This window comes from Methylobacterium oxalidis, from assembly GCF_007992195.1.
In the GTDB taxonomy this organism is placed as follows: Bacteria; Pseudomonadota; Alphaproteobacteria; order Rhizobiales; family Beijerinckiaceae; genus Methylobacterium; species Methylobacterium oxalidis.
In genome coordinates, this window is sequence record NZ_BJZU01000104.1 from 23,794 (window position 1) to 44,742 (window position 20,949).

Below are 20,949 nucleotides of genomic sequence, written 5' to 3' on the forward strand. Positions count from 1 at the left end.
CGGCGGGAATCGGGAGCCGGCCAGGCCGACGAGGGCTGCCGCGTGATGCCGAGCGCCCTCCGCGAGAAGGACCTCTTCGGCGTCGCCTTCACCGACACCATTCAGCGCGCAGCGTCGCTCTCGCGCTGCGGCACCTACCGCTTCACACTGACCCGCACCTGGGGCGAGGGCGGGCGCGTCTGCTTCATCGGTCTGAATCCGTCGACGGCTGACCACCGCATCGACGATCCGACCGTGCGCCGCTGGATCCACTTCGCCCGAGTCTGGGGCTACGGCGGGTTCACGGCGGTGAACCTCTATCCCTTCCGGTCCTCGACGCCTGCCGCCTGCCGCGCTTGGTCGCGGTGGCAGGAGAACGGGCCGGACTGGTACGTCCGCGACGTCATCCAGGAGAACCTCGGCATCGTCGTGCGCGAGGCGAAGGCCGCTGCGCTGGTGGTGCCCTGCTGGGGCGCCGGCGCCTGGGGTCCCGAGTGGGTCGATCACGTCTGCGAGCAGATTCAGAGCGACGAGTCGCCCTGGCCCGACCTGCACTGCTTCGCGCAATCGAAGGACGGCTCGCCGGTCCACCCGATGGCTCGCGGCCGCAACCGCATCCCTGATCATGCCCAGCCGGTGCTCTGGCGCGCTGGATCGCCGAGCGAAGGAGCCGCCGCATGACCTTCGCAAAGCACAGCGCCGGGGGCGGGGGTGATGCGTCACTCGTCCTCCGAAGCACTCCAGGAGAGCGAGACCGTTCGGGGGTCGTCATTGAGCCCGAACATCTCATAGCGGACTCGAAACGAAGCCCGGTCCGGGTGTGGACCATCGGCGGGCGCTGCAGTGTACAGGGCCAGCTGGAAGGTCATTTGAGGGGCTTCCGGGGCGCTTGGGCGAGTTCCTTGCACGGTTTCTCGGAAGCGCTGCGTGTTCGCGACCGCGCCGGTTCCCAAAGGCTTCCCTCTTCCCTGATCGTCCACGCGCTCAACGCTCAAGGCCGCAGCACCGGGCTCTGTAAGGGCTATTTCTGTCACAATCAGCGGCCGGCGATTGTGATTTACCACCGCTATACGGAAGAAGAGCGCATCATCCCTTTCGGAGATAAAGATCCGATCCAGCCATATGTCGGGAGGCACGTCGCCCAAGGCTATGTCCAGTTGTTTATTAGCTACTGCGATCTGCCGCTGGACACCGAGCCATGCATAGCGGGCGGCGATCAACGCACCGATCACACCGAGCAGCGTCTGGTACCGGTTGAACCAGAACTCCAGGCAGTTCGGCTGGAGGCTCGAGGTGATCTGGTCGGTAGTGAGGAGCGCCTTGGGCACCGGGCACATCTGCGGCCCGATGACGGCAATCAGCCCGAAGCACGCTACGATGCCGACTCCGAACAAGGACGCGCGGCGCCAGTACTCAATCGGATCGTAGGCCATCGGCTCCCCCCGCGCCTTCATGGCGTGAGCGCAGCCGAACTCGCAAGCCCCACCGGCCCGAGCTGGGAGGCGCGGTCGTGACGCGCGATCCAACTCAGCCCGCCTTCGACAGGGGCACTAGGTGCGCGAACACCAATAGTGTTCAAGCGGCTCTAACGCCCGACGGCGACACCAAATGCGGCGGCCTCATAGAGCGGCAGATCAGCCGATATTCGCACCATGGCCTGATGGTACAAGATGGTTCCAACCATCGTGGCGAGGATCAAGGCAGTGCCGAGCAAGAATGGCGTCAATACTGCTGCATAACGCTCAGCCGTATGGATGAGAATGCAGCCGAGTGCGAACGCAATGAGCCACGTCAGATCGAACATGTCCGATCTCCGCCACTCCAAAGTCAGCCTGCTTGTACTCAAGGCCTATTCATAGAAACGAGAAGGTGGCGGCGCCTCATCCGCAGAGCAGGTCACATCAGTACGCCCTCGAACGTGACTACGAGGGCCGCCTGATGCTCTTTGCGCCCATCCAGCACCCGGCGTCAGACGTGCTGGCCACGCAGCTCGGCGCGTACCCGCAACGCGACGGCGCGGATCACCTCGCGACTGTTTCGGATCAGTGGAGAGACATCGCACATGAGGTAGAGCCGCTCTGCGATCTCCTCCTCGATGTCGGCAAGCATCAGGCGAGCAGCGGTTGCGCCCTCCATGCGGTAGGTGCGCGCGAGCTCGGAAAGCATCTGCTGCAGCAGCAACATCGCGAGCCGATCGACGATCAAGTCGCTCACGGCCTCGGGGTACTGTCTACCGGCTTCTGCTTCGGCTCGAGTCATGCCCGATGCGAGCATGAGGCCGTCGCGCAGACAATCAATAATGTTGTTGCGATATGCGAAGATATACCGCGGATCAGTGCTAATTCCTGCGGTCTAATCAGTATCGACGCGTCCTGCCTGATGCCCCCGCTCCACCCCAACGCTGGTGATCGGGAGGCCACCGCGTGATGGTCCACTACCACGGCACGCCCATCACGCCGCTGACCGCGCTCTACCAGCTCGCCGGCCGCTGCTTCTGCGTCTCGCACGCGCGGCCCGACGACGTCGCTCGGGTGCATCAGATCGGCCAGAGCGTCATGCTCGACAACGGCGCCTTCTCGAAGTGGAAGCGCGGCGCTGAGACGGACTGGCCCGCCTACTACGACTGGTGCGACCGCTGGCTCGACTTCCCGACCACTTGGGCGGTGATCCCCGACGTGATCGACGGCGGCTCGCAGCTGCAGGACGCCTTGATCCGCGAGTCGCCGCACGGGCAGAAGGGCGCGCCGGTCTGGCACATGGATGAGCCGCTGCACCGCTTGCTCCGGCTCTGCCAGGAGTGGCCACGAGTCTGCATTGGCTCGACGGCCGAGTACGCGGTGGTGCTGTCCGATCCGTGGAGGCGCCGGATGAACGAGTGCTTCAACGCGCTCGCCGCCGAACACCGCCGCCTGCCGATGATCCACATGCTGCGCGGCATGCAGTGCTCCGGCCGGGAGTGGCCGTTCGCCTCCGTCGACAGCACTGACATCGCCCAGAACCACAACCGTCCGCAGAACACTGCGCGCGGCATGGCTGACCGTTGGGACGCAATGCAGACGCCGGGCCGCTGGGAGCGGCGCCCCGAGCAGATGGAGCTGGTCGCGTGAGGCTGCCGCAATCTGATGCCGAGCGCTTTGAGCGCTACCGCCTGCTCCGCCGCGCGGCCGCGTCGCCCAGTGTCCCGCCGCAGACCGACACCGATCGGTTCGCCCGCTACCGGGAGCTCGGCGCCGTCCGGTCCTCGAAGGCGGCTCGTCCGCACGGAGGTTCCGATGTGACTGCGGCGAGCACACCCGTAGTGCGCGCGATTTTTGAGCGGGGGAGGGGAGGGTGACCGTCCGCATCCCAGACCGGTCCGAGGTCCAGGACGACACGCCGCTGACTCTGCCCGTCGCGGCGGCCTTCTACTTCGGCGCGGCCGGTACCGTGTCCGCAAAATCCTTGCGGCGCGAGGCGCAGCGTGGTCGCCTCCGAATCTTCGAAATCGCCGGCAAGCACTTCACCACGCTCGCCGATATCAGGCGGATGATTGACCGATGCCACGTCCAGCCAAAGGTGCCCGCCTCTACTATCGGAAGAAGGAAGACCGCTGGGTCATCCGAGACACCGGCGGCTACGAGCGCAGCACGGGCTTCGGCTTTGGCGAGCGTCGAGAGGCTGAAGGAGCGCTGCAGGAATACCTCGCAGAGAAGCACAAACCCGACTTCGGCAAAGGTGATCCCGCTCGCGTCCTCATCACGGACGTCCTGACTCTCTACGCGGACGAGCGCGCCGAGCAGACCGAGCGGCCCGATGTCGTCTGGGGGGCGCTGCCGCACCTAATCGAGTTCTTCGACGGGAAGATGGTGGCGCATGCCACCCCGAACGTGTGCCGCGCCTATGCCGCGTGGCGGATGGCTCAGCCGCAGGCGCGCTTCAAAGTGGGCCTAGGCTACCGCTTTGCGACGATCGACCAAGTGCCCCGCATCGGCTCGCAGACCGTCCGTCGCGAACTCGGCGTGCTTTCTGCCGCGTTCGGCTACGCGCACAAGGAGCACAAGCTCCTCTACCCCGTCGTTGTGACGATGCCCGAGAAGGCGCCGCCGCGCGACCGCTGGCTCGACCGGTCCGAGGCCGCGCGCCTGCTATGGGCCGCCCTCGGCTTCCGGAAGGTCGGGATCAGCCCGAAGACGGGCCGAGAGATGTGGCGCCGCCCCCGCGACGTCGAGGGGCGGACCTATGACAAGTCGCGCCACGTCGCGCGCTTCATCCTGGTCGGCCTCTACACCGGCACCCGGCATGAAGCGATCCTGCGCCTGAAGTGGCTGGCGACGACGGAGGGCGGCTATATCGACCTACGCTCCGGCATTCTCTACCGGCGCGGCCTCCGAGAGGGTGAGAGCTCGAAGCGGCGGACGCCCATCCCAATGTCGCGCCGGCTGCACGGCCATATGCGGCGCTGGAGCAGGATCAGCACCACGCACGTCGTCGAGTTCGGGGGGCAGCCGATTGATCGTTTGCGCCGTGCTTGGACCACTGCACGCAAGGCGGCCGGCCTCGGCGAGGAGGTCACGCCGCACATCCTGCGGCACACCTTCGCCACCTGGGCGGTCATGGACGGCGTCCCGTTCAGCAAGGTCGCGATGGCGCTCGGCACCACCGAGGCGATCGTCGAGCGAGTCTACGGTCACCACGCGCCCGAGCACCTCCGCAGTGTGGTAGAGAGCGTGTCAGGCCGGCGACGGCGGACCTAAACTAGGCGGAGACCAGGATGCCTTTCGCGATCACTAACGCTAAGGAGTATCGCGAGAAGGTCGAGGAGGACCTCGCCGATCTGTTGGCCGCCATTAGCAATCCCAGCCGTGCGATAAACGCGGTTACATCGACCTATCATTTGCACGAATGGCTATGGGTCCACGTGCTGAATCCCATGAACCCACCTCGCGTCTATGGAACTGTTCTCCGGAAGCGTGAGGCATTTCGAGACTGGCTCGACGCGAACTGCCCTCGCTTCCCCCTCATCACCGAACTTGCGAACGGGTCGAAGCACGCGCTCCCCGTTCATCCAGGCGAGAAGATTAAAGGATACGGGCAGGGCCCATTTGGAATCGGCCCCTTCGGCGTTCCGTACCTCCTGATTGATCTCGGCGAACCCCTGACCGGCACAGACCGGTACCTCGTCGCCAGTGAGGTAATCCGGGAGGCGGCGGAGTTCATGATCGCGCTGGCAAAGCGTCTCGGCGCCTAGTGGTCAAAATCAGACGCTTGGTACCGCGATACGAAGGGTCCGCTGCGGGCGGTTTGCGGAGATTGGCTTGCCGCCCGCAAGCGGACGTTCCGCCTTGCGCCCATTGCGGTCATCCAGCTAGCCCCGATTGCTTTTCCATAGCGGACATGGAGCGGCTCTCACTATGGGTTTTGGTCGCGTCAGGAGAGGGCGATCCGTTGATCCACTCTCGCACGCCGCTATTAGCCTCAAGGCGGAATTTTGCCTCTTCCGCATCATGAAGGAAGCTGCAGACGGCACCGATCACCAGCGGCTTGCAGGCCGCGGCCCCTTCAGTCACGCGGAAGGTCGGATCCGGGGCACGATCGGCGAGCGCCGCTCAGGACGTGCGGCCAAGACCATCATCATCTCACCGACATTCTCAGGCGTGATCAGGCCCACGAGCCGGCCTGTTGCATCTGCCACGCCGACTGCCGGCAGTTGCTTCTCCTGCATCAGCCGCAGCGCATCTTCCAGTAGCTGGCGGTCCCGCACCACTGGGACGTCAGAGCGCATCACCTCAAGCACTGGCGTCTCCGGGCCGCGCTCGCGCAGGGCGCGGATCATGTCGTCGCGGGTCAGCACGCCTCGCAACTGCCCCGCACCGTCTACGACCGGAAATTCGTGCTGCGTCGTGGCGATGAGACAGCGCACGGCATCCTCGACCACGCTGCCGGGCTGTAGGCTCTCGAAGCGCGTGATCATGGCGTCGGCTGCCAGGAGGCCGCGCGATACCTGCTGCATCTGGACCGCGTGGGCCTCCGAGGCGGCGCCGAGATAGACGAACAGGGCGATGAACATCAGCAGCGGATTGCCGCTGAGAAGGCCCCAGAGGCCGAACGCGAAGGCCAGCGCCTGACCCACTCGCGAGGCGATCTGCGTGCCTCGAGCATAGCCGAGACGGTGAGCGAGGATGGCGCGCAACACGCGACCACCATCCATCGGAAAAGCCGGGATCAGGTTGAACGCCACGAGGAAGAGGTTCACCCACAGCAGGCGCTCCAGCAGGCTCACCCCGGGGTTGGCCACCTCCGCCCCGGCATCTGAGGCCAAGCCGCCGAGAGCCAGGAAGAGCAGCAGGGCGATGGCGATGTTCACCGCAGGTCCTGCCAGCGCCACGACGAGTTCCTGAGCTGGCTTCTCCGGAACGCGCTCCAGGCGAGCGACACCGCCGATCGGCAGAAGCGTGATGTCGGGTGTCTGAATGCCGTAGCGGCGGGCCGCGAAGACATGCCCGAACTCGTGCAGGAGCACGCAGAGAAACAGGAGCACGATGTAGAGCAGGCTCTGCAAAGCGGCACCTTGACCGCCTCGGGCAAAGGCGGCCACGCCGATCCAGACGAGGAAGAGCAGGAACGTGATGTGGACGCGGATGACCGTGCCCTTCACCACGCCTACCGGGAGCGACCAGCCCATAGCTTCTCCTGCCAAGTCCCTGTCTGCTCCGAGGCGAGCCTGCCTTGGAAGCTGAGGCTCAAGTCGACAGCATCGGATCAGGGAAGCAACCGGAACTAGTGAGTTGAGTTGCAACGCCCCTGCGTCGCAGGGCCCAACCGGAGCTGAGGGCCGCTCTTCGACCCCTCCTGCCGCGAAAATTCAGGCCCGTTTCACCGCACTGGGGCTGAGCCGGAGTACCAACGCGCCCAGCACCATGCAGGTGAGCGAGCCCACCAAGACGCCGATCTTCGTCTCGGCTTCGAGCGCTGGATTGTTGGCAAACGCCAGCAGGCCGATGAACAGGCTCATCGTGAAGCCGATCCCGCACAGAAGCGCCACGCCATAGATCTGCGTCCAGCTCGCCCGCGACGGCCGTTGCGCCAGCCCGAGCTTCACAGCCGCCAGCACGAAACCGAAAACGCCGAGCTGCTTGCCGAGGAACAGACCCAGCGCGACACCGAGCGTGACCGGATCCAGCAGCATGTGCGGATCGAAGCCCGCCAGAGACACGCCCGCGTTGGCGAAGCCGAAGACCGGCAGAACGAGGTAGGCCGACCAGGGATGGATGGCGTGCTCCAGCTTGTGCAGCGGCGAGGTGGGGTCATCCGGTTTGCCGATGCTCAGGCGCAGCGGGATGGTGAGCGCCAGCAGCACGCCTGCAATGGTGGCGTGCACGCCCGACTTCAGCACGAACAGCCACAGGACGACGCCGAGCAGCAGGTAGGGAAGCAGGCGACCGACGCCGGCCTTGTTGAGCCCGTACAGCACGGCGAACGTGACGGCCGCGCCGCCCAGCATCGGCAGCGACAGGTCGGCGGTGTAGAAGGCGGCGATGATCAGCACGGCGCCGAGATCGTCGATGATGGCGAGTGCCGTCAGGAGGATCTTGAGCGAGACCGGCACGCGCGAGCCGAGCAAGGCCAGCACGCCGAGGGCGAATGCGATGTCGGTAGCCGCCGGTATGGCCCAGCCGCGCAGGGTCCCGGGCGAGTGCCAGTTGACCGCCACATAGACCAGCGCCGGCGCGACCATGCCGCCAAGCGCGGCGACGCCCGGCAGGATGCGATCCGGCCAGGTGCGCAGCCGCCCGTCCAGCACCTCGCGTTTGATCTCCAAGCCGACCAGCAGGAAGAACACGGCCATGAGGCCGTCGTTGATCCAGTGCAGCAGGCTCAGGGGGCCGAGGTAGCTCTTCAGGGCTGCGAAGTAGCTGTCGGCCAGGGGCGAGTTGGCCACGATCAGCGCGAGAGCCGCGCTGGCCATCAGGATCAGGCCGCCGCTCGCCTCGCTGGCCAGGAAGGCGCGCAGGACGGATGCAGGGCGAGAGGAGCGCAACACAAGCACAGGTCTCCGGCGCTGGCGGCCCGACCAACGCTGGAAACCTGCCGGTCCGACCTTCGGCCCGCGCACCCGAGGCGCGTCTATCGCATCACCGCGGAATGCCCGCAACCTTCAACCGACGAGGCAAATGACCTCGCGCGGCGGTCTATTCCTCGGCCATTGGCAGCGGGGTCAGGGCTCCGCCGGGCGTGGTCGGCGCTGTGAGGTGAAAGTGCTTGCGGTCGCCCGTGACGGCCGCCGACAGCGCGTTGAGGGCATCCACGACGCCATTGGCAGCCACGTATCCCCGAGAAGCTGGAAATCATCCGGCTGGTCGAGCAGTCCCACCTGCCGGTGCGCCGCAGCCTGGAGGAGTTCGGCATCACCCGGTCCACGTTCTACCCTCGGCTAAGCGGGCCGGCTGATCTGCAAATTCACGTCGGCACCTTCCTTGCAGCAATGGGCTGATCCTGGTCATGGAGCGTGCGTCGTGCAACCACGCCAAGGGTAGACCCCTGCACGATGATGGTGAACAGCACCACGGCGTAGGTCGCAGCGAGAATGACAGGCTTGGCTTCGCTCTCTGGCACCGAGAGAGCCAAAGCCACCGAGATGCCGCCCCTGACACCTGCCCAGGTAAGAAAGGGTACATTGCGGGCGGACAAGTTCCCGCTCCATCGAAACCCCAACAGGGGCGCGGAGACCGCGATGAGGCGGGCGAGCAGGACAATCGGTACCGCCGCCAGGGCAAGAATGAGGGAGTTCGTCTCGAAGCGCAGGACCAGCACCTCGAGGCCGATCAGGAGAAAGAGCACGGAATTCAGCACTTCATCGATAAGCGTCCACAGAGCCGAAACATACCCCTGTGTGCGCTCGCTCATTGCGTCGCGCGGTGCCCTGTCGCCGACGAGCAACCCGGCGGCGACGACGGCGAGTGGCCCGCTGGTATGGAGCTTTTGCGCCAGAGCATAGGTGCCGGCCACGAGCGCCAGCGTGATCAGGACCTCAACTGGGAAGTCGTCGATGGTCCGCATTGCACGATAAGCAACGTACCCGGTCACGACGCCGAGGAGCAGACCACCACAAGCTTCCTGCAAGAGCAGGTGAGCGACGCTAGTCGCGCTGGACGTTTCGCTGTGCATGCCTGCTGCAAAACCGAGGAGAACGGTGAACAGGACGATGCCGACGCCGTCGTTGAACAACGCCTCGCCCTGCATCTCGATCTCCAGAGCTTGCGGCACCTTCACGTTCTTCAACGTGGCGAGCACTGCAACCGGGTCTGTCGGGCTGATCAGGGCACCGAAGACTACGGCCTGTTCGGCCTTGAACGTGTTCCGTGTGCGGGCGTTTTGCTCCTCCTGACGGGGAGGAGTGATGCTGGAAGACGCAGAATGGAGAAAGCTGGCGCCGCTGATCGAGGCGTGCCGGCCGCGGGGTAAGACCCCGCCGCAGGAGCTGCGCCGCACGATCTCGGCCATCCTCTGGCGGCATCAGAACGGGGCCAAGTGGCGAGCCATCCCGGCTGAGTTTGGTCCCTGGGCTCGCGCGGCTCAGACCTTCATCCGTTGGGCCCGCCTCGGTGTCTGGGAGCGCCTGCTCCGCCTCGCTCAGCATGCCGGGGTGCAGCTCGGGATGACGTTCCTCGACGGCACCAGCATCCGTGCGCATCAGAAGGCCGCAGGAGCCTATCGAAAAGGGGCTCACAAGCTGAGCGGGACAGGCGCGAGGCGCTGGGCCGCTCGCGCGGTGGCTTTGGCACAAAGGCCTGCGTGATCGCCGACGGTCTCGGTCGCGCGGTCGCCTTCATCCTGGCCCCCGGTCAGGCCCATGAACTCCCACACGCTATCCCGCTGCTGGACCGTCTGCCGGGCGTGCCGAAGTGGGTGGTGGCTGATCGGGGCTACGCCAGCCACGCCTTTCGCGAGCACATTTGGACCTTGGGTGCCCGGCCCGCGATCCCACCAAAGCGCAATGAAGCTCCCGTCGCCTGTCCGGACTGGATCTACAACAACCGCAACTTCGTCGAGCGGCTCTGGGCGCGCTTGAAAGAATGGCGTGCCATCGCAACCCGCTACGAGAAGACAGCTTCAAGCTTCATGGGCGTTCTCTCGCTCGCAGCCGCCCTCGATTGGCTCAAGAGCTAACAGGCCGTAGCGCCCAGGCAAGGGAGATCGGGCGGCCAATGCCCTGAGCGGCGGCCCAGAAGGCACCACCCACGACAACAGTCGAGATGATGGTACCGACAAGTGCCAAAATCGCTACGGGCCAAGCCCTGCTGCGCAGGGCGCTAAGGTCGAGGGTCATGGCGCCGGCGAAGAGCAGGAAGGCCAACATCCCATTCATGACCACGTCGGCGAAGTCGATCTGCCGTAAGGCACCGGTCAGCGCGTCGTAGAGATGCCGGTTCGGAAAGGCGACGTCGAGGAGCACCAGCAGCAGCGAGGCGACGAGGCCCATCACGAGCAGGCCGATGCTGTGAGGCATGTGCACGAAGCGACGGTTGATCCAGCCGAACAGCGCGGACAGCGTCAGCAGCATCGCGACGAGGTCGAAGATGGAGATCACACAGTGGTCCTGAGTCTCGCGTGGTGAATGCCCTTCGCTGCGTGCCGCGCCCACCCTCCGGCATCAAACGGACAGCGATCCGGTACCAGCGCTGCTCGAAGCGCGTCCGAACTCAGGAACGTCTCAAACGGGCATGAGGATCGCCGGCAAGGCAACCATTCCGGCTGCGACGCGTCCGCTCCCCACATGCGCTCGGCAGAGGGGCCTCCACCATGATCTTCGATAGTTGGACCGGGCTGGCACGCGTCCTCATCGTCGGCCCGCTGGCCTACCTGTCACTCGTTGTACTCCTGAGGGTCTCGGGGAAGCGCACACTGACCAAGCTCAACGCCTTCGATCTGGTGGTCACAGTGGCGCTTGGCTCGACGCTGGCAACAACTCTGCTCAGCAAGTCCGTGGCGTTAGCAGAAGGGGTGCTGGCATTTGCCCTACTCGTGGTCCTTCAGTTTGCCATCACATGGCTTTCCGTCCGCTTCCCAACCGTCGGACACTTGGTGAAAAGCGAGCCGTCCCTTCTGTTGCATCGTGGTCGGTTCCTCGACAAAGCGCTTCGGGAGCAGCGCGTAACTCGAGAGGAGGTGCTCGCGGCACTGCGGTCGCAGGGCGCCTACGATGTGGCAGCAGTGAGTGCGGTCGTGCTTGAGACGGATGGCTCCCTGAGCGTCATGACCGAGAAGTCGGATGCAGCGCTCCGGCACGGAACACTGAGCAATGTCGCCGGTGCGCACGGCGGGTGATGCCGCCTGACCGCTCATGCGACCCCGCCTACGATGCACCGGGACGTCCGAGCTGACGACCCAGGGAGGTTCGACGCGGCATGCATGAGAGGGAGCCCGCCTTCAGCCACTTCGCCCTGCATCGCGTCAGAGTTTCTCAGGAGGAGCGTCGATGAGGGCGCGGCTACGAGCATGGATCGAGTTCCTGGGTGACCAGTTCTGGCTCCGCCCAACCTTGGTCGTGCTCGGCTGCATCGGCTTGGCTCAATTCGCGGTCTGGCTGGAGACGGCGCACGTTGCCGGTCACGATGCCTCCTCACCCACGGCGAACTGGGGCTGGGCCGGCGGTGCCGAGGGTGCACGGGCGCTGCTCAGCGCGGTTGCGTCCTCCACCATCGGGGTGGCGGGTACAACCTTCTCCATCACCATCGCCGCGCTGACGCTCGCCTCAAACCAGATGGGACCGCGGCTTCTTCGAAACTTCGTGCGCGACGCGCGCAACCAGATCGTGCTCGGCATCTTTCTCGGCACGTTCGCCTACGCCCTGATGGTCCTGCGCACGGTCCGCACCGTCGAGGAAGAGCCGTTCGTTCCACATCTGGCCGTCTCGGGCGCCGTCGCCCTTGCGCTGGTCTGCCTCGGAACGCTCGTCTGGTTCGTCCACCACATCGCCACCAGCATCAACGTCGAGACGGTGGTCGACGCCGTGCACCGCGACCTCTGCGAGGCTGTCCAGGAGCGCACCCTCGACGCGGCGGGCCTGCAGCGGCCCCCTGACACACCGCAGGGCAGCCCTGTGGCCGCGGCGGACGGCGGCTACTTGCAAGCGATCGATACCGGCAGCCTTGCCGAGTGGGCGCAGAAGGCTGGCGTGGTCCTCGCCCTGCGTGTGCGCCCCGGCGACTACGTGCCGGTAGGCTTTCCCACCGCCTTCCTGTCCGCTGGCGTTGGGGGAGCCGGCGACGCCGTTGCCCGTTCACTCACCTTCGGGCGCCGACCGGCGGCCCTGCAGGACCTGGAATACTCAGTGCGGCAGCTCGTTGAGATTGCGGTGCGGGCGCTCTCGCCCAGCATCAACGATCCCATGACAGCGGCAAGCGTGCTCGACCACCTGGGCGATGCTCTGTGCCGGATTGTGCCCCGCCACTTGCCAACGGGAGTGATCGCCCGCGACGGACGCATCGTGCTCCTCCATCCAGTGACGGACTACGATGGGCTGTGCGATGCGATGTTCCACATGATCCGCCAGAACGCCTCTGGCTCGGTGCACGTCCTCGCCCGCATGCTTGACGTGCTCGCCCGCGTTGCCGAGGTCGAACGGCTGACCGACCGTCTCGCCGTGCTCCGGCGGCACGCCGATCTCGTCATCTCCGCGGCGCGGCGGGACGTCAACGACCCGCATGACTTGGCCGACCTCGTGGAACGGCATGCCAAGTTCGTCAGCGTGCAGACTTGGAATGCGGCCCCAACTCCCGAATACATCGGCGACGGCACCATTCCGCTCCGGACCTGACCTGTCGGCTTTTGGGGACCTCAGCTCTCCGTGAGTTCGCGCGATGGGAGAGTCCATGCAGGGGCCGATGCGTCCGCGAGGTTCTGGTACTCTGCTGAGGATGAAGCTCGCGCCTCCGCCGTTGGCCCTCCTGAGCCTAACGAGAACCAAGAGCAGCCACTTCTCTCAACAGGCTCCATGACTGCACTGATTGCACGGCTCAAGGAACTCTACGAAGGCGAGACCGACAGGGCGCACCGCTTCCGCTACGGGCTGCTCGTCTTCGACATCGCCACCATCGCCTTCGTGATCGTGTCCTCCTTCCTGCCTCTGATGGGCTGGATCGTGGCGGCCGACATTGTCTTGGGCTTTGCCGTCTTACTCGACTTCGGCGCCCGCCTGATCATCTGCCCGCGACCGGCGCGTGAGTTTCTGCGCCTGACCACCTGGACCGACATCGCGGCGATCATCTCTTTCCTGGCGCCCCTCCTTGTGGAAGGGGCCGGGTTCCTGCGCATCCTGCGCACCCTGCGCCTGCTGCGGACTTACCAGCTGCTCGATCGGTTGCGCCAGGACAGCGTCTTGTTCCGCAACTACGAGGAGGTGATCCTCGCCACCACGAACCTTCTGGTGTTCGTCTTCATCATGACCGGGGTGGTGTACGCGACCCAGCACCACACCAACCCTGCGATCAGCAACCCGGTCGACGCGCTGTACTTCACCGTCACCTCGCTGACGACGACGGGGTACGGCGACATCACCCTGCCGGGCACATCGGGCCGGATCATCTCGGTCGTTGTGATGATCTGCGGGGTGACGCTATTCTTCCGCCTCGCGCAGGTGCTGTTCCGACCCTACAAGGTGCGCTACCCCTGCCACGCCTGTGGGCTGCAACGGCATGAGCCCGACGCCGTGCACTGCAAGGCCTGCGGCGCTCTCGTCAACATCCCGGACGAGGGGACCTACTGAGCGGCACGCCAGCATTTTCTTGACGGCCACCCGGGAAAAAAGCTGCGGCTTGAGCGTTGACCCTATGAACGCCCAAGCTTGCCTGCCGCAGCCTTCAGGGATCTGGTGGCCCATGCCCAAGCCCACGCAGCCATCGGTTTTCTCTACCGCTCTGCGCGAGATGGTTCGCGTCACGTTCGTGTTCCTCACGCACCTCCTAGTCGCGGCCCTGGTGATCGGCCTCGCCTGGGCGGTCGAGCATCATCTGCCGGCCTTCTTTGAGATCTCGGACCCGCTCCTGTTAGGCGTCGTTCCGCTGCAGGCCGTGACCATGTCAGCGGCGATGTTCGTCGCTGTAGCGGTCATTCTCTGGGCGCCCTTCGCAGCTCTCCGGGCACGCTAGGGGTGGCCGTATGCGAACCCTACCACGGGAACTGCTGCATCAGGCGGGGCGGGCCGCTGCGATCTACCTGCTCGTGGCGCTGCTGGGAGCAGGGGCAGCCATCGTTCAAGCCTTGATCGTTCCGCTGCATCAGACCGAGCCAGCGGATGCCGACAGCGACGAGCCGGCTACAACCGGGGAGCCGAGCGCCGTTGGTGTCCGCTGGATCAATCCTCGCTAGGAGCCAGGCTCCCTGACCGCCTCTGCAGAGCAGATCGCGCGCCTTGTCGGATTGTTAACTCCGATCGCGCAATCACCCGCATCCAACCGCTGTCCAACCACGGAACTGCTGCTATGGCCGCACGTCTCAGGCTGCTGGCGTTTGTGACCTCGCTACTCGTTCTCAGTGCCTTGGCTGCACGCTTCGATGGTGCCGCTGGCCAAGATCCTTGCGAGGCGCAGCCTCATGTTTACGCCTGTGCCATCTTCCAGGGTCCGGGCGCAGCCGTGGGATCGGGCCGCCCCACTATCGAGATGCTGGCCAGCAGCGAGGAGCCGACCTCATAGCTCAAGCACCTGAGCTTCATCGTTGAGGCCTTGGACAACGGACTGAGTTGGGGCGGTCAGCCGTTCTTCTCATATGCACAATCCATTCAGGCGGCCTACCCAGGACGAGCTGCGCCGTCGTGCCTTGAAGGCCGCGCGGGATAGGCTCAACCACCTCCAGCGCCGCGGCGAGATCAGCGAGCAGGCCGTTCAGGTGGTCGAGGACGAACTCAGGCGCATCGAGCTGCGAGCGTTCCTCGGACGGCTCTACCCCCACTAACGCGGCGGGAGCCGGATCGAGCCGACTTAAGATGGCAGGGGCAGGCCGAGCTGAGCGCTCTCCGTGTCACGCCCGCTGCGCCGGTCGAGGAAGCGCAGAACGGGCGTCACGGTCACGCCGTGCAGCAGGATGGAGATCAGGATCGTCAGACCGGCCGTGCTCCAGAGCAGATCGGCCTGCTCGAACACCGCATGGTTCAGCCCGTAAGCGAGATAGTAGATCGTGCCCAAGCCACGGATGCCGAAGAAGCTGATCACCGCCCGTTCGCTCGTGGGCTGGTTTGTGCCGAGCAGGCTGAGCCACCCGCACACAGGGCGCACGATGAAGAGCGCGAGACCGGCATACAGCGCGGCCTCCCAGGTCAGCCCCTTGAGCAGCCCACCGCCGATCAGAGCCGCACCGAAGCCGACGAGGAGCACCATCATCAGCAAACGCTCCAGCTCCTCGGCGTAGTCGTGCATCTTGTGATGGTAGTCGTGGCTGTGGTGGGCTGAGCGAAGCGCCACGGCAGCCACAAACACACCGATGAAGCCATAGCCGTGCGCGATCTCGACGGCCGCATAGGTCATGCAGGTGACGCCGAGCGCCACAAAGCCGTCGCCGGTCCGCGACAGCTTGGCGTTGTTGGGCAGGTGAAAAGTCAGCCAACCCAGCCCGCGGCCAATCAGGGCACCCAGAGCGACACCGACAGCAATCTTCCATAAGACCGCGATCGCAAACCACTCGCCGAGCTGCCACAGCCCGAAACCCTCCGCAGCCGCCAAGGCGATTGCCAGGTGCACAAAGGGAAAGGCCAGGCCATCATTCAGCCCGGCCTCGGAGGTGAGGGCGAACCGCATCTCGTCCTCTTGGCCCTGCTGCGGCGGACCAACCTGGACGTCGGAGGCGAGCACCGGGTCGGTCGGCGCGAGGGCTCCGGCGAGGAGAACGGCAGCAGCTGCCCCAAGGCCTAGGAGGGTGCTCGCAAGGAACGCCAGCGCGAGGATCGTCAGCGGCATCGCGATGCCGAGCAGGCGCCAGGTCACGATCCAGCGCTGCCAGCCGATCAGCCGGTCCAGCTTCAGGCCTGCTCCCATGAGCGAGACAATGACGACGAACTCGCTCAGGCGCTCGACGAGATGCAGGTGCTCTCGGGGGTGAGCGACGGCCTCTGCGACGAAGGGCAGACTGGACAACGCCGCACCGATGCCGACGCACACGATCGGCAGGGACAATGGCAGCTGCCGCAGCACCATCGGCAGCCAAGCCGTCAGCAGAACCAGGGCGCCGAAGCCGCCCAAAGCAAGCACGTAGACGTTCATCGGGGGCGAACCCCCGGCAGCTCCCGCTGTTCCGCAGCGTAGATGCGCCAGAGATCCGCCCCTTTAGTGCCAGTGGCCTTGGCGTCCCAATCGAGAGCAGCCAGCCAGAGATCGCTTAGGCTGGCGGAGCGACTGTCTTACTTCTGTGTGGCGTCACCCTTTGTGCCTTTGTCGGTCGGTTTCTCCTTGACCGAGCCTGTGACCAGCTCCTCGTCCGCGTAGAGCAGGAAGCCGTCCTGGTTGATCACGAGCTTGTCACCCTTGTCGGCCATGCGGTCATAGCCTGCTGGTCCGCTACGCAGGCGCAGGGCGCAGCCAACCGGGCAGTCAACGTTCAGGGACTTGCCCGCAGCGACCTTGTGGTCGTTCTCCGTCGCGCCGAGGTCGACGGTGAGGGTATGCTCCTGCTTAGCTTGGTTGGTCACGGTGACAGCCCAGGCCGGGCTGGTTGCTAGCATGAGGGCGCCGAACAGGGTCATGGTGCTCTTGATGCTCGTCATCATGCGTCTCCTTGTTCCAGGGCGTCGTCTGAATGCAGGCAAGGTTCATTGCCAGTCTTGCCTCAGCAAGAGCAGCAGAGTAGATCCTTGGCCTAAATTGATCTGGCTACGGCGGCACGGGGCAACAAGGTAGATGAATGAAATTTAATAATCCTCTGAATACGGATAGTGTCTTATTTTAATCCGTTAACAACAGAGATAATTTGTTCTGTCGCAGCTTACTACATCCGCTTGAGAAGTTGGGCTGCGTGCCCGGCTGTGCCGTAATCAGCCCACAGGCGATCGCAGGCAGACCCGGGTGTCTGCCGCAGTCGCTGCGTCGTGGCAGCAATGCTCTGCTTCAGACCGGCCGAGCGGCGCTTCATGAAGAAGTCCTCGTGGCTCAGCCCATGCGCCTGCCCGAAGCTGCGGAACCGCTCCGGGTCGATGCGTAGTCCTGGGCAGTAACGACTGGCGAGATCAGCCTCGATGCCGGCACGAAGCGCCGGGTTGTCCTCTTGGAGGGACGCACGACGAGCTTCAGCCCAGGTGCCGATGGCGATCCATGCCACACCGGCCAGAGCGAAAGGGTAGGCCCCCTTCATTGCTGTCACCCACTCCTACGATAAAGGCCGCCAATAAGCCTGCGGCTAGCTCTTCAGTTCCGACCATGTGAGGGTTCGGCGATCTGGCCTCAAGCGGTCAGACCCAGCGCATCAACGCCAAGGATCCAGCGAGTGCCCGCAGCCGCACCGCTAAGACGAGCTGGACTGCGCCATGTAGGCGCTGCCGCCCGCGAGCTTGGCGGCGTTGGCCTCGCGGATCTTGGCCGCGGCCTCATCGTAGAGGAACGGCAGGAAGGCGTAGCGGCGCCCGGCCGTGACGCGCGAGACCGCGTGCAGGAGCGAGCAGGAAAACACCACGGCACCGCCAGGCGGCGGCTTGAAGCTGCGCGGCCCGTACTCCGGGAAGCTCACCTCGCCACCCTCGAACTCCGCGTTCAGGTTGATCGAGACCGCGAAGCGGCGGTGCGCCGTGCCGGCCGTGGTGTTGTCCCGGTGCGCCCGGAAGTGGCCGCCGTCCTCGGCCGAATAGCAGGCCACGAGGTAGCGCTCCATGCGGGTCGGCTTGAAGCAGTGCGCCTTCTCGATCTGCGGGATGACCCGGCGCAGGAAGCGCGCCTGCAGCTGCTTGGTGAGCCCTTCGTCCTCGATCATGAAGTCCTTGCGGACCTTGTGGCTGCGGTCGTGCACCTCGACGGTCCTGCCGTCGACCTCGCGCATGAAGCCGCTCTGGAAGCCGCCCTGCGCCTCGTAGAGGCCGATCAAGTGCCGGCAGACCTCAGGCTCAAACACGTCCGGCAGCACGAGGACGGGCGCCTGAACCTCGAAGCCGGCCGAGTGGCCGACCGGCGGCAGCTGGTCAAGGTAGGCGAACAGCGCCGCGTGCTCACCGAGCGGGAAGATCCTGAGCACGCGCAGGGCCGGATCGAGCACCATCCAGAAGCGCCGGAGGGTGGTGGCTCCATCCTGCGTCGGCTCCCTCGGCGCGGCGCCGTAGAGGCGGCTCACGGCAGTGTCGAAGTCCCAGAAGAAGCGGATGCCGGGAATGCTCTCCTGAACCCGCTGCTGCGCCTCATCCTCCGGATCGATGCTGACGCCGAAGAAGCTCGCGCGCTGATCATCGAAGTGCTGTCGGTTGGCCGCGACGGCTGCCAGGGCCTGCTGCGCCTGCGCATCGCCAGCTGAGCCGTAGAAGCAGAGCACCACGTAGCGTCCGGCGACCGTGTCGAACGCGTAGCGGGGATTGCCGGAGGAGCGCTGGTGGAACCAGGGTGCAGGATCGCCTAGCAGAAGCTGCGCGTAGGCGCGCGGCTGATCAGTGACAACGCTCATCGCAGCCGGCCTTCTGAATTACTGAAGAGAGCCTGAGTTCACGCAGACGAAGTGGCGATTGGGTGCCAAGCCTCCGTCCGGGGTGATCAACTTCGATGCTCGCGCCGCTTGTTCGCACTTCTGCATGTCATCGAAGGTCCCGATGTGAACCGGGACGGACGGCGTCGTTGCGGTTCCGAGCGTTACAAAGAGCATCAGCTTGATCATCTCTATCCTTCAGCAGAACAGCCAAGCGGCTGAGCGGAAACAAGTAACGTTGCTCAGCCCGAGAGTACGGCAGCAGGTCTCTTGCTGCCTCCACACCAAGGGCAGCTCTCTGGGTAGGCGTTTTGATCGTGGCCTTCATCCCCGCTCAGCCGTCAAGCCGCATCCCTCAGCATGTGCTTCCATGATACCGTCAAGGTTGTAGGATCCCTACCGCTGCGGTCCCGAGGTGTGTGGATGACCATCCTCAGAGCAACCCTCTTCGCCGGCATCGTGCTTATGAGTGCAGCGGCCTACACCGGCTGGGCGCTCACCACCGAGAGTGGCTACGGGGCCGGCGGTAAGGTGTTGAAGGCGCAGTACGGCTTCCTGTCCATGCCTCACGCAGAGCGCCAGAGCCTGCGCAAGCTGGCGATGATGAAGGCAGCCGCGAACTGCGAGTGGGAGTTGAATGAGGTGCTGTGGGACCGCGTATACCAGCTCTATGTCGGCAACAGCCACGGCGTACGAGCTGCGGTTTTCAACACCTTGCTGGAGGAGCAGGACAGCTACTTCCTTGCTGACCCTGATCATCGCCGCTGCCAGGCAGCGTGGTCGCGCTTTGGCACGGCTGGAGCGGACGTGCCAGGAATCCTGCGAGCGGCCAGCAGGGCCGAGGAGCCCGCTGCCAGCTTAATGCACGGTGTGAGTGCAGACGCCCGCCAGCATTGATGGCCAAGCGTCGTCGCGTGTCGCTACGCTGCCGGAGGAGAATGTATCGCTTGCCTTCGAGCAAGCATAGGCAGACCGGATCGACCTAAGCGCGACGTGGAAGCGCGATCATACGCAGCTAATTTTGCAGAGTAGCGAGCGGAGCGCCGGATTACCTGCCACCATCTGCTCGTTTAAAAAAGCGCGTTCGAGTTTTAGCTTCTGCTCCATGGCGACAGACCTGACCGTCGGCAATCTGCTAAAGGGAGGCCTTGTCACCGCAGAGGAGGTTCAGGCGAGCGTTGAGGCTGCCTTGGTGCCGCCAGCGCCGAAGCTGGTGCCTTTGGGCAACGCTTATCACATCAACGTCGCTCGGATCGCACACTCAGCGGCATTCGTGGGCAGGATTTTGAGGGACCGTGAGGCTAGCGAAGGGTTGAAAAGGGCAGCCTTGCGCCGAGCGATCTTGGCGGCTTCAGCGCAGAAGGGCTGACCTTAAGAAATCAAGCAGGGCTCAAGGTGTCATCCGGCGTTTTGGAACGGCGGACGCGCTGACGTTCCAGGCCCTATTGGAACGTCGGTCGCGACGGCTTTGGCCAGGAACAAGGCGGGCTGGACTGGGACGTCCGCTAACCTCAGTGACTCGCCCGGAAGCCGCCGTTCTGCTTTCGGCCAGGCTCTGTCGTTCTGGGCCAATCAGACTGCTGGTAAGCAGACCTCTGAAGGCCCGAGAAGGGTCGCAAGCGGGCCCTCGCCAGCGGGTACCAAGCGTCAGATTTTGGCCCCTAGGCGTTGCGAACGGGACGAGAACCTCCCCCCAGTTATTCCCCAGAAACTCCGGGAACGAACGGGCACAGGAGGTCTTGAGAAGGCCTATCGCAGAGGGAAACGCAGAGGAGGGCGCGCTAACACCCATCCTTTACACGGAGAGGGTCGGGGGTTCGAGTCCCTCACCGCCCACCAGATTTCTCGTGACGTGTCAGGCGATTGCGGTGCCCGGCCGAGGCCGCGCGACGACGCCGCGGTCCGTCCGGGTCGCTGCCCGATCAGGGATCTCGGCGGCTGTCGCGCGGGCTGCGGACTTGGCTGAGACCTTCCGAAAGGGGCGGGAGCCGGTGTCGCGCACCCCGCCGAACCCGGGGCCGTCTCGCCGGGTTCCTATGGCGCAGGGCCGATCCGGGTCCGGCCGCTTGACCCATCCGCTCCGAGAAGCCTTTCGATGATGCGCGCCCCGTCCGCCAGCCTCGCCGCCCTGCTTGTCCTGGCCACGGCGGGTCCCGCCGTAGCCCAGCCCTCCGAGGGCGCGCCGCCCCCGCGCGCCGCCGGCGCGAACGACAGCGCGAAGGGCGAATTGCGCCAGAGCGGCGAGATCACGGGCAAGGCGCCGCCCACCGCGGATCCGGCCGCGGGCGGCCGGGAGGTCCCCGGCTCCGGCAAGCCCGCGGACCCGAAGGATCGCCCGCCCCAGGA

Annotated in this window: 21 protein-coding genes and 1 pseudogene; 11 read left to right on the plus strand and 11 right to left on the minus strand. The window is 65.1% G+C overall.

Going from position 1 to position 20,949, the window contains the following annotated elements; translation table 11 throughout:
- Window positions 1-45 precede the first annotated feature (45 nt).
- A complete protein-coding gene (locus MOX02_RS22195; protein WP_147028014.1) occupies window positions 46-660 on the plus strand; it encodes a DUF1643 domain-containing protein in 615 nt (204 codons plus the stop codon).
- A gap of 38 nt (window positions 661-698) precedes the next feature.
- Here the strand turns inward: MOX02_RS22195 and MOX02_RS22200 are convergent, their stop codons facing one another.
- The 3 genes from MOX02_RS22200 to MOX02_RS22210 all read right to left on the minus strand — a co-directional run bounded on the left by MOX02_RS22200 (window position 699) and on the right by MOX02_RS22210 (window position 2,193).
- The gene (locus tag MOX02_RS22200; protein ID WP_147028015.1) at window positions 699-1,412 is read right to left on the minus strand and encodes a hypothetical protein; all 714 of its coding nucleotides are present in this window, start codon (window positions 1,410-1,412) and stop codon (window positions 699-701) included.
- A gap of 152 nt (window positions 1,413-1,564) precedes the next feature.
- Window positions 1,565-1,783 carry a hypothetical protein gene (locus MOX02_RS22205; RefSeq protein WP_147028016.1) on the minus strand — a complete coding sequence of 73 codons (219 nt, stop codon included), beginning with the start codon at window positions 1,781-1,783 and terminating at the stop codon, window positions 1,565-1,567.
- Window positions 1,784-1,947: 164 nt separating this feature from the next.
- Window positions 1,948-2,193, minus strand: coding sequence for a hypothetical protein (locus MOX02_RS22210; RefSeq protein ID WP_147028017.1), 246 nt, complete (start codon window positions 2,191-2,193; stop codon window positions 1,948-1,950).
- A 209-nt stretch (window positions 2,194-2,402) separates the two neighbouring features.
- Between MOX02_RS22210 and MOX02_RS22215 the strand changes: the two genes are divergently transcribed.
- The 3 genes from MOX02_RS22215 (at window position 2,403) to MOX02_RS22225 (ending at window position 5,206) form a co-directional block, all read left to right on the plus strand.
- Window positions 2,403-3,086, plus strand: a complete 684-nt coding sequence (locus MOX02_RS22215) for a hypothetical protein (protein ID WP_147028018.1) — start codon at window positions 2,403-2,405, stop codon at window positions 3,084-3,086.
- A 429-nt stretch (window positions 3,087-3,515) separates the two neighbouring features.
- Window positions 3,516-4,712, plus strand: a complete 1,197-nt coding sequence (locus tag MOX02_RS22220) for a tyrosine-type recombinase/integrase (RefSeq protein WP_147028019.1) — start codon at window positions 3,516-3,518, stop codon at window positions 4,710-4,712.
- A gap of 17 nt (window positions 4,713-4,729) precedes the next feature.
- Window positions 4,730-5,206, plus strand: a complete 477-nt coding sequence (locus MOX02_RS22225; RefSeq protein WP_147028020.1) for a hypothetical protein — start codon at window positions 4,730-4,732, stop codon at window positions 5,204-5,206.
- Between the two features lie 315 nt (window positions 5,207-5,521).
- On the opposite strand, the gene MOX02_RS22230 is transcribed toward MOX02_RS22225, so the two are convergent.
- The 3 genes from MOX02_RS22230 to MOX02_RS22240 all read right to left on the minus strand — a co-directional run bounded on the left by MOX02_RS22230 (window position 5,522) and on the right by MOX02_RS22240 (window position 9,459).
- Window positions 5,522-6,640: a site-2 protease family protein gene (locus MOX02_RS22230; RefSeq protein ID WP_147028036.1), complete on the minus strand. Its 1,119-nt coding sequence runs from the start codon at window positions 6,638-6,640 to the stop codon at window positions 5,522-5,524.
- A 180-nt stretch (window positions 6,641-6,820) separates the two neighbouring features.
- Window positions 6,821-7,999, minus strand: coding sequence for a Na+/H+ antiporter NhaA (gene nhaA, locus MOX02_RS22235; RefSeq protein ID WP_147028021.1), 1,179 nt, complete (start codon window positions 7,997-7,999; stop codon window positions 6,821-6,823).
- 416 nt (window positions 8,000-8,415) lie between these two features.
- Window positions 8,416-9,459: a cation:proton antiporter gene (locus MOX02_RS22240; RefSeq protein ID WP_147028022.1), complete on the minus strand. Its 1,044-nt coding sequence runs from the start codon at window positions 9,457-9,459 to the stop codon at window positions 8,416-8,418.
- Here MOX02_RS22240 and MOX02_RS22245 point away from each other — a divergent pair.
- Window positions 9,356-10,125 (plus strand): IS5 family transposase gene (locus tag MOX02_RS22245; RefSeq protein WP_147028023.1). Its coding sequence is split into 2 segments (ribosomal slippage): window positions 9,356-9,677 and window positions 9,677-10,125, totalling 771 coding nucleotides; the frame shifts between segments, so codons are not numbered across the junction. The genes MOX02_RS22240 and MOX02_RS22245 overlap by 104 nt on opposite strands.
- Here MOX02_RS22245 and MOX02_RS22250 read toward each other — a convergent pair.
- Window positions 10,115-10,546 (minus strand): cation:proton antiporter domain-containing protein, encoded by a 432-nt coding sequence (locus tag MOX02_RS22250; protein ID WP_238179522.1) that lies wholly within the window; start codon window positions 10,544-10,546, stop codon window positions 10,115-10,117. The genes MOX02_RS22245 and MOX02_RS22250 overlap by 11 nt on opposite strands.
- Window positions 10,547-10,758: 212 nt before the next feature.
- On the opposite strand from MOX02_RS22250, the gene MOX02_RS22255 reads away from it, so the two are divergent.
- The 4 genes from MOX02_RS22255 (at window position 10,759) to MOX02_RS22270 (ending at window position 14,105) form a co-directional block, all read left to right on the plus strand.
- Window positions 10,759-11,283, plus strand: a complete 525-nt coding sequence (locus MOX02_RS22255) for a DUF421 domain-containing protein (RefSeq protein ID WP_147028024.1) — start codon at window positions 10,759-10,761, stop codon at window positions 11,281-11,283.
- 151 nt (window positions 11,284-11,434) lie between these two features.
- Window positions 11,435-12,775, plus strand: coding sequence for a DUF2254 domain-containing protein (locus MOX02_RS22260; RefSeq protein ID WP_147028025.1), 1,341 nt, complete (start codon window positions 11,435-11,437; stop codon window positions 12,773-12,775).
- A gap of 177 nt (window positions 12,776-12,952) precedes the next feature.
- Window positions 12,953-13,723 (plus strand): potassium channel family protein, encoded by a 771-nt coding sequence (locus tag MOX02_RS22265; protein ID WP_147028026.1) that lies wholly within the window; start codon window positions 12,953-12,955, stop codon window positions 13,721-13,723.
- Between the two features lie 112 nt (window positions 13,724-13,835).
- Window positions 13,836-14,105: a hypothetical protein gene (locus MOX02_RS22270; protein ID WP_147028027.1), complete on the plus strand. Its 270-nt coding sequence runs from the start codon at window positions 13,836-13,838 to the stop codon at window positions 14,103-14,105.
- Between the two features lie 831 nt (window positions 14,106-14,936).
- On the opposite strand, the gene MOX02_RS22280 is transcribed toward MOX02_RS22270, so the two are convergent.
- From MOX02_RS22280 to MOX02_RS22295, 4 genes are all read right to left on the minus strand, one after another.
- Window positions 14,937-16,211, minus strand: a complete 1,275-nt coding sequence (locus MOX02_RS22280; RefSeq protein ID WP_147028029.1) for a cation:proton antiporter — start codon at window positions 16,209-16,211, stop codon at window positions 14,937-14,939.
- Window positions 16,212-16,348: 137 nt separating this feature from the next.
- Window positions 16,349-16,711: a hypothetical protein gene (locus MOX02_RS22285; RefSeq protein WP_147028030.1), complete on the minus strand. Its 363-nt coding sequence runs from the start codon at window positions 16,709-16,711 to the stop codon at window positions 16,349-16,351.
- A 221-nt stretch (window positions 16,712-16,932) separates the two neighbouring features.
- Window positions 16,933-17,295 carry a hypothetical protein gene (locus tag MOX02_RS22290; protein ID WP_147028031.1) on the minus strand — a complete coding sequence of 121 codons (363 nt, stop codon included), beginning with the start codon at window positions 17,293-17,295 and terminating at the stop codon, window positions 16,933-16,935.
- Between the two features lie 150 nt (window positions 17,296-17,445).
- Window positions 17,446-18,585, minus strand: coding sequence for a 2OG-Fe(II) oxygenase (locus MOX02_RS22295; RefSeq protein ID WP_147028032.1), 1,140 nt, complete (start codon window positions 18,583-18,585; stop codon window positions 17,446-17,448).
- 441 nt (window positions 18,586-19,026) lie between these two features.
- Between MOX02_RS22295 and MOX02_RS22305 the strand changes: the two genes are divergently transcribed.
- Together MOX02_RS22305 and MOX02_RS22310 are read left to right on the plus strand one after the other, a co-directional pair.
- Window positions 19,027-19,500: a hypothetical protein gene (locus tag MOX02_RS22305; RefSeq protein WP_147028034.1), complete on the plus strand. Its 474-nt coding sequence runs from the start codon at window positions 19,027-19,029 to the stop codon at window positions 19,498-19,500.
- Between the two features lie 1,198 nt (window positions 19,501-20,698).
- Window positions 20,699-20,949 (plus strand): annotated as a pseudogene (locus MOX02_RS22310) (hypothetical protein); the annotation flags it as partial.

Coding starts and splice junctions, on each gene's coding strand:
- MOX02_RS22295 (WP_147028032.1), bottom strand. CDS start 18,585: ATGAGCGTTGTCACTGATCAGCCGCGCGCCTACGCGCAGCTTCTGCTA.
- MOX02_RS22200 (WP_147028015.1), bottom strand. CDS start 1,412: ATGGCCTACGATCCGATTGAGTACTGGCGCCGCGCGTCCTTGTTCGGA.
- MOX02_RS22205 (WP_147028016.1), bottom strand. CDS start 1,783: ATGTTCGATCTGACGTGGCTCATTGCGTTCGCACTCGGCTGCATTCTC.
- MOX02_RS22255 (WP_147028024.1), top strand. CDS start 10,759: ATGATCTTCGATAGTTGGACCGGGCTGGCACGCGTCCTCATCGTCGGC.
- MOX02_RS22195 (WP_147028014.1), top strand. CDS start 46: ATGCCGAGCGCCCTCCGCGAGAAGGACCTCTTCGGCGTCGCCTTCACC.
- MOX02_RS22265 (WP_147028026.1), top strand. CDS start 12,953: ATGACTGCACTGATTGCACGGCTCAAGGAACTCTACGAAGGCGAGACC.
- MOX02_RS22240 (WP_147028022.1), bottom strand. CDS start 9,459: ATGGCCGAGATCGTGCGGCGCAGCTCCTGCGGCGGGGTCTTACCCCGC.
- MOX02_RS22260 (WP_147028025.1), top strand. CDS start 11,435: ATGAGGGCGCGGCTACGAGCATGGATCGAGTTCCTGGGTGACCAGTTC.
- MOX02_RS22280 (WP_147028029.1), bottom strand. CDS start 16,211: ATGAACGTCTACGTGCTTGCTTTGGGCGGCTTCGGCGCCCTGGTTCTG.
- MOX02_RS22230 (WP_147028036.1), bottom strand. CDS start 6,640: ATGGGCTGGTCGCTCCCGGTAGGCGTGGTGAAGGGCACGGTCATCCGC.
- MOX02_RS22290 (WP_147028031.1), bottom strand. CDS start 17,295: ATGAAGGGGGCCTACCCTTTCGCTCTGGCCGGTGTGGCATGGATCGCC.
- MOX02_RS22270 (WP_147028027.1), top strand. CDS start 13,836: ATGCCCAAGCCCACGCAGCCATCGGTTTTCTCTACCGCTCTGCGCGAG.
- MOX02_RS22285 (WP_147028030.1), bottom strand. CDS start 16,711: ATGACGAGCATCAAGAGCACCATGACCCTGTTCGGCGCCCTCATGCTA.
- MOX02_RS22305 (WP_147028034.1), top strand. CDS start 19,027: ATGACCATCCTCAGAGCAACCCTCTTCGCCGGCATCGTGCTTATGAGT.
- MOX02_RS22225 (WP_147028020.1), top strand. CDS start 4,730: ATGCCTTTCGCGATCACTAACGCTAAGGAGTATCGCGAGAAGGTCGAG.
- MOX02_RS22220 (WP_147028019.1), top strand. CDS start 3,516: ATGCCACGTCCAGCCAAAGGTGCCCGCCTCTACTATCGGAAGAAGGAA.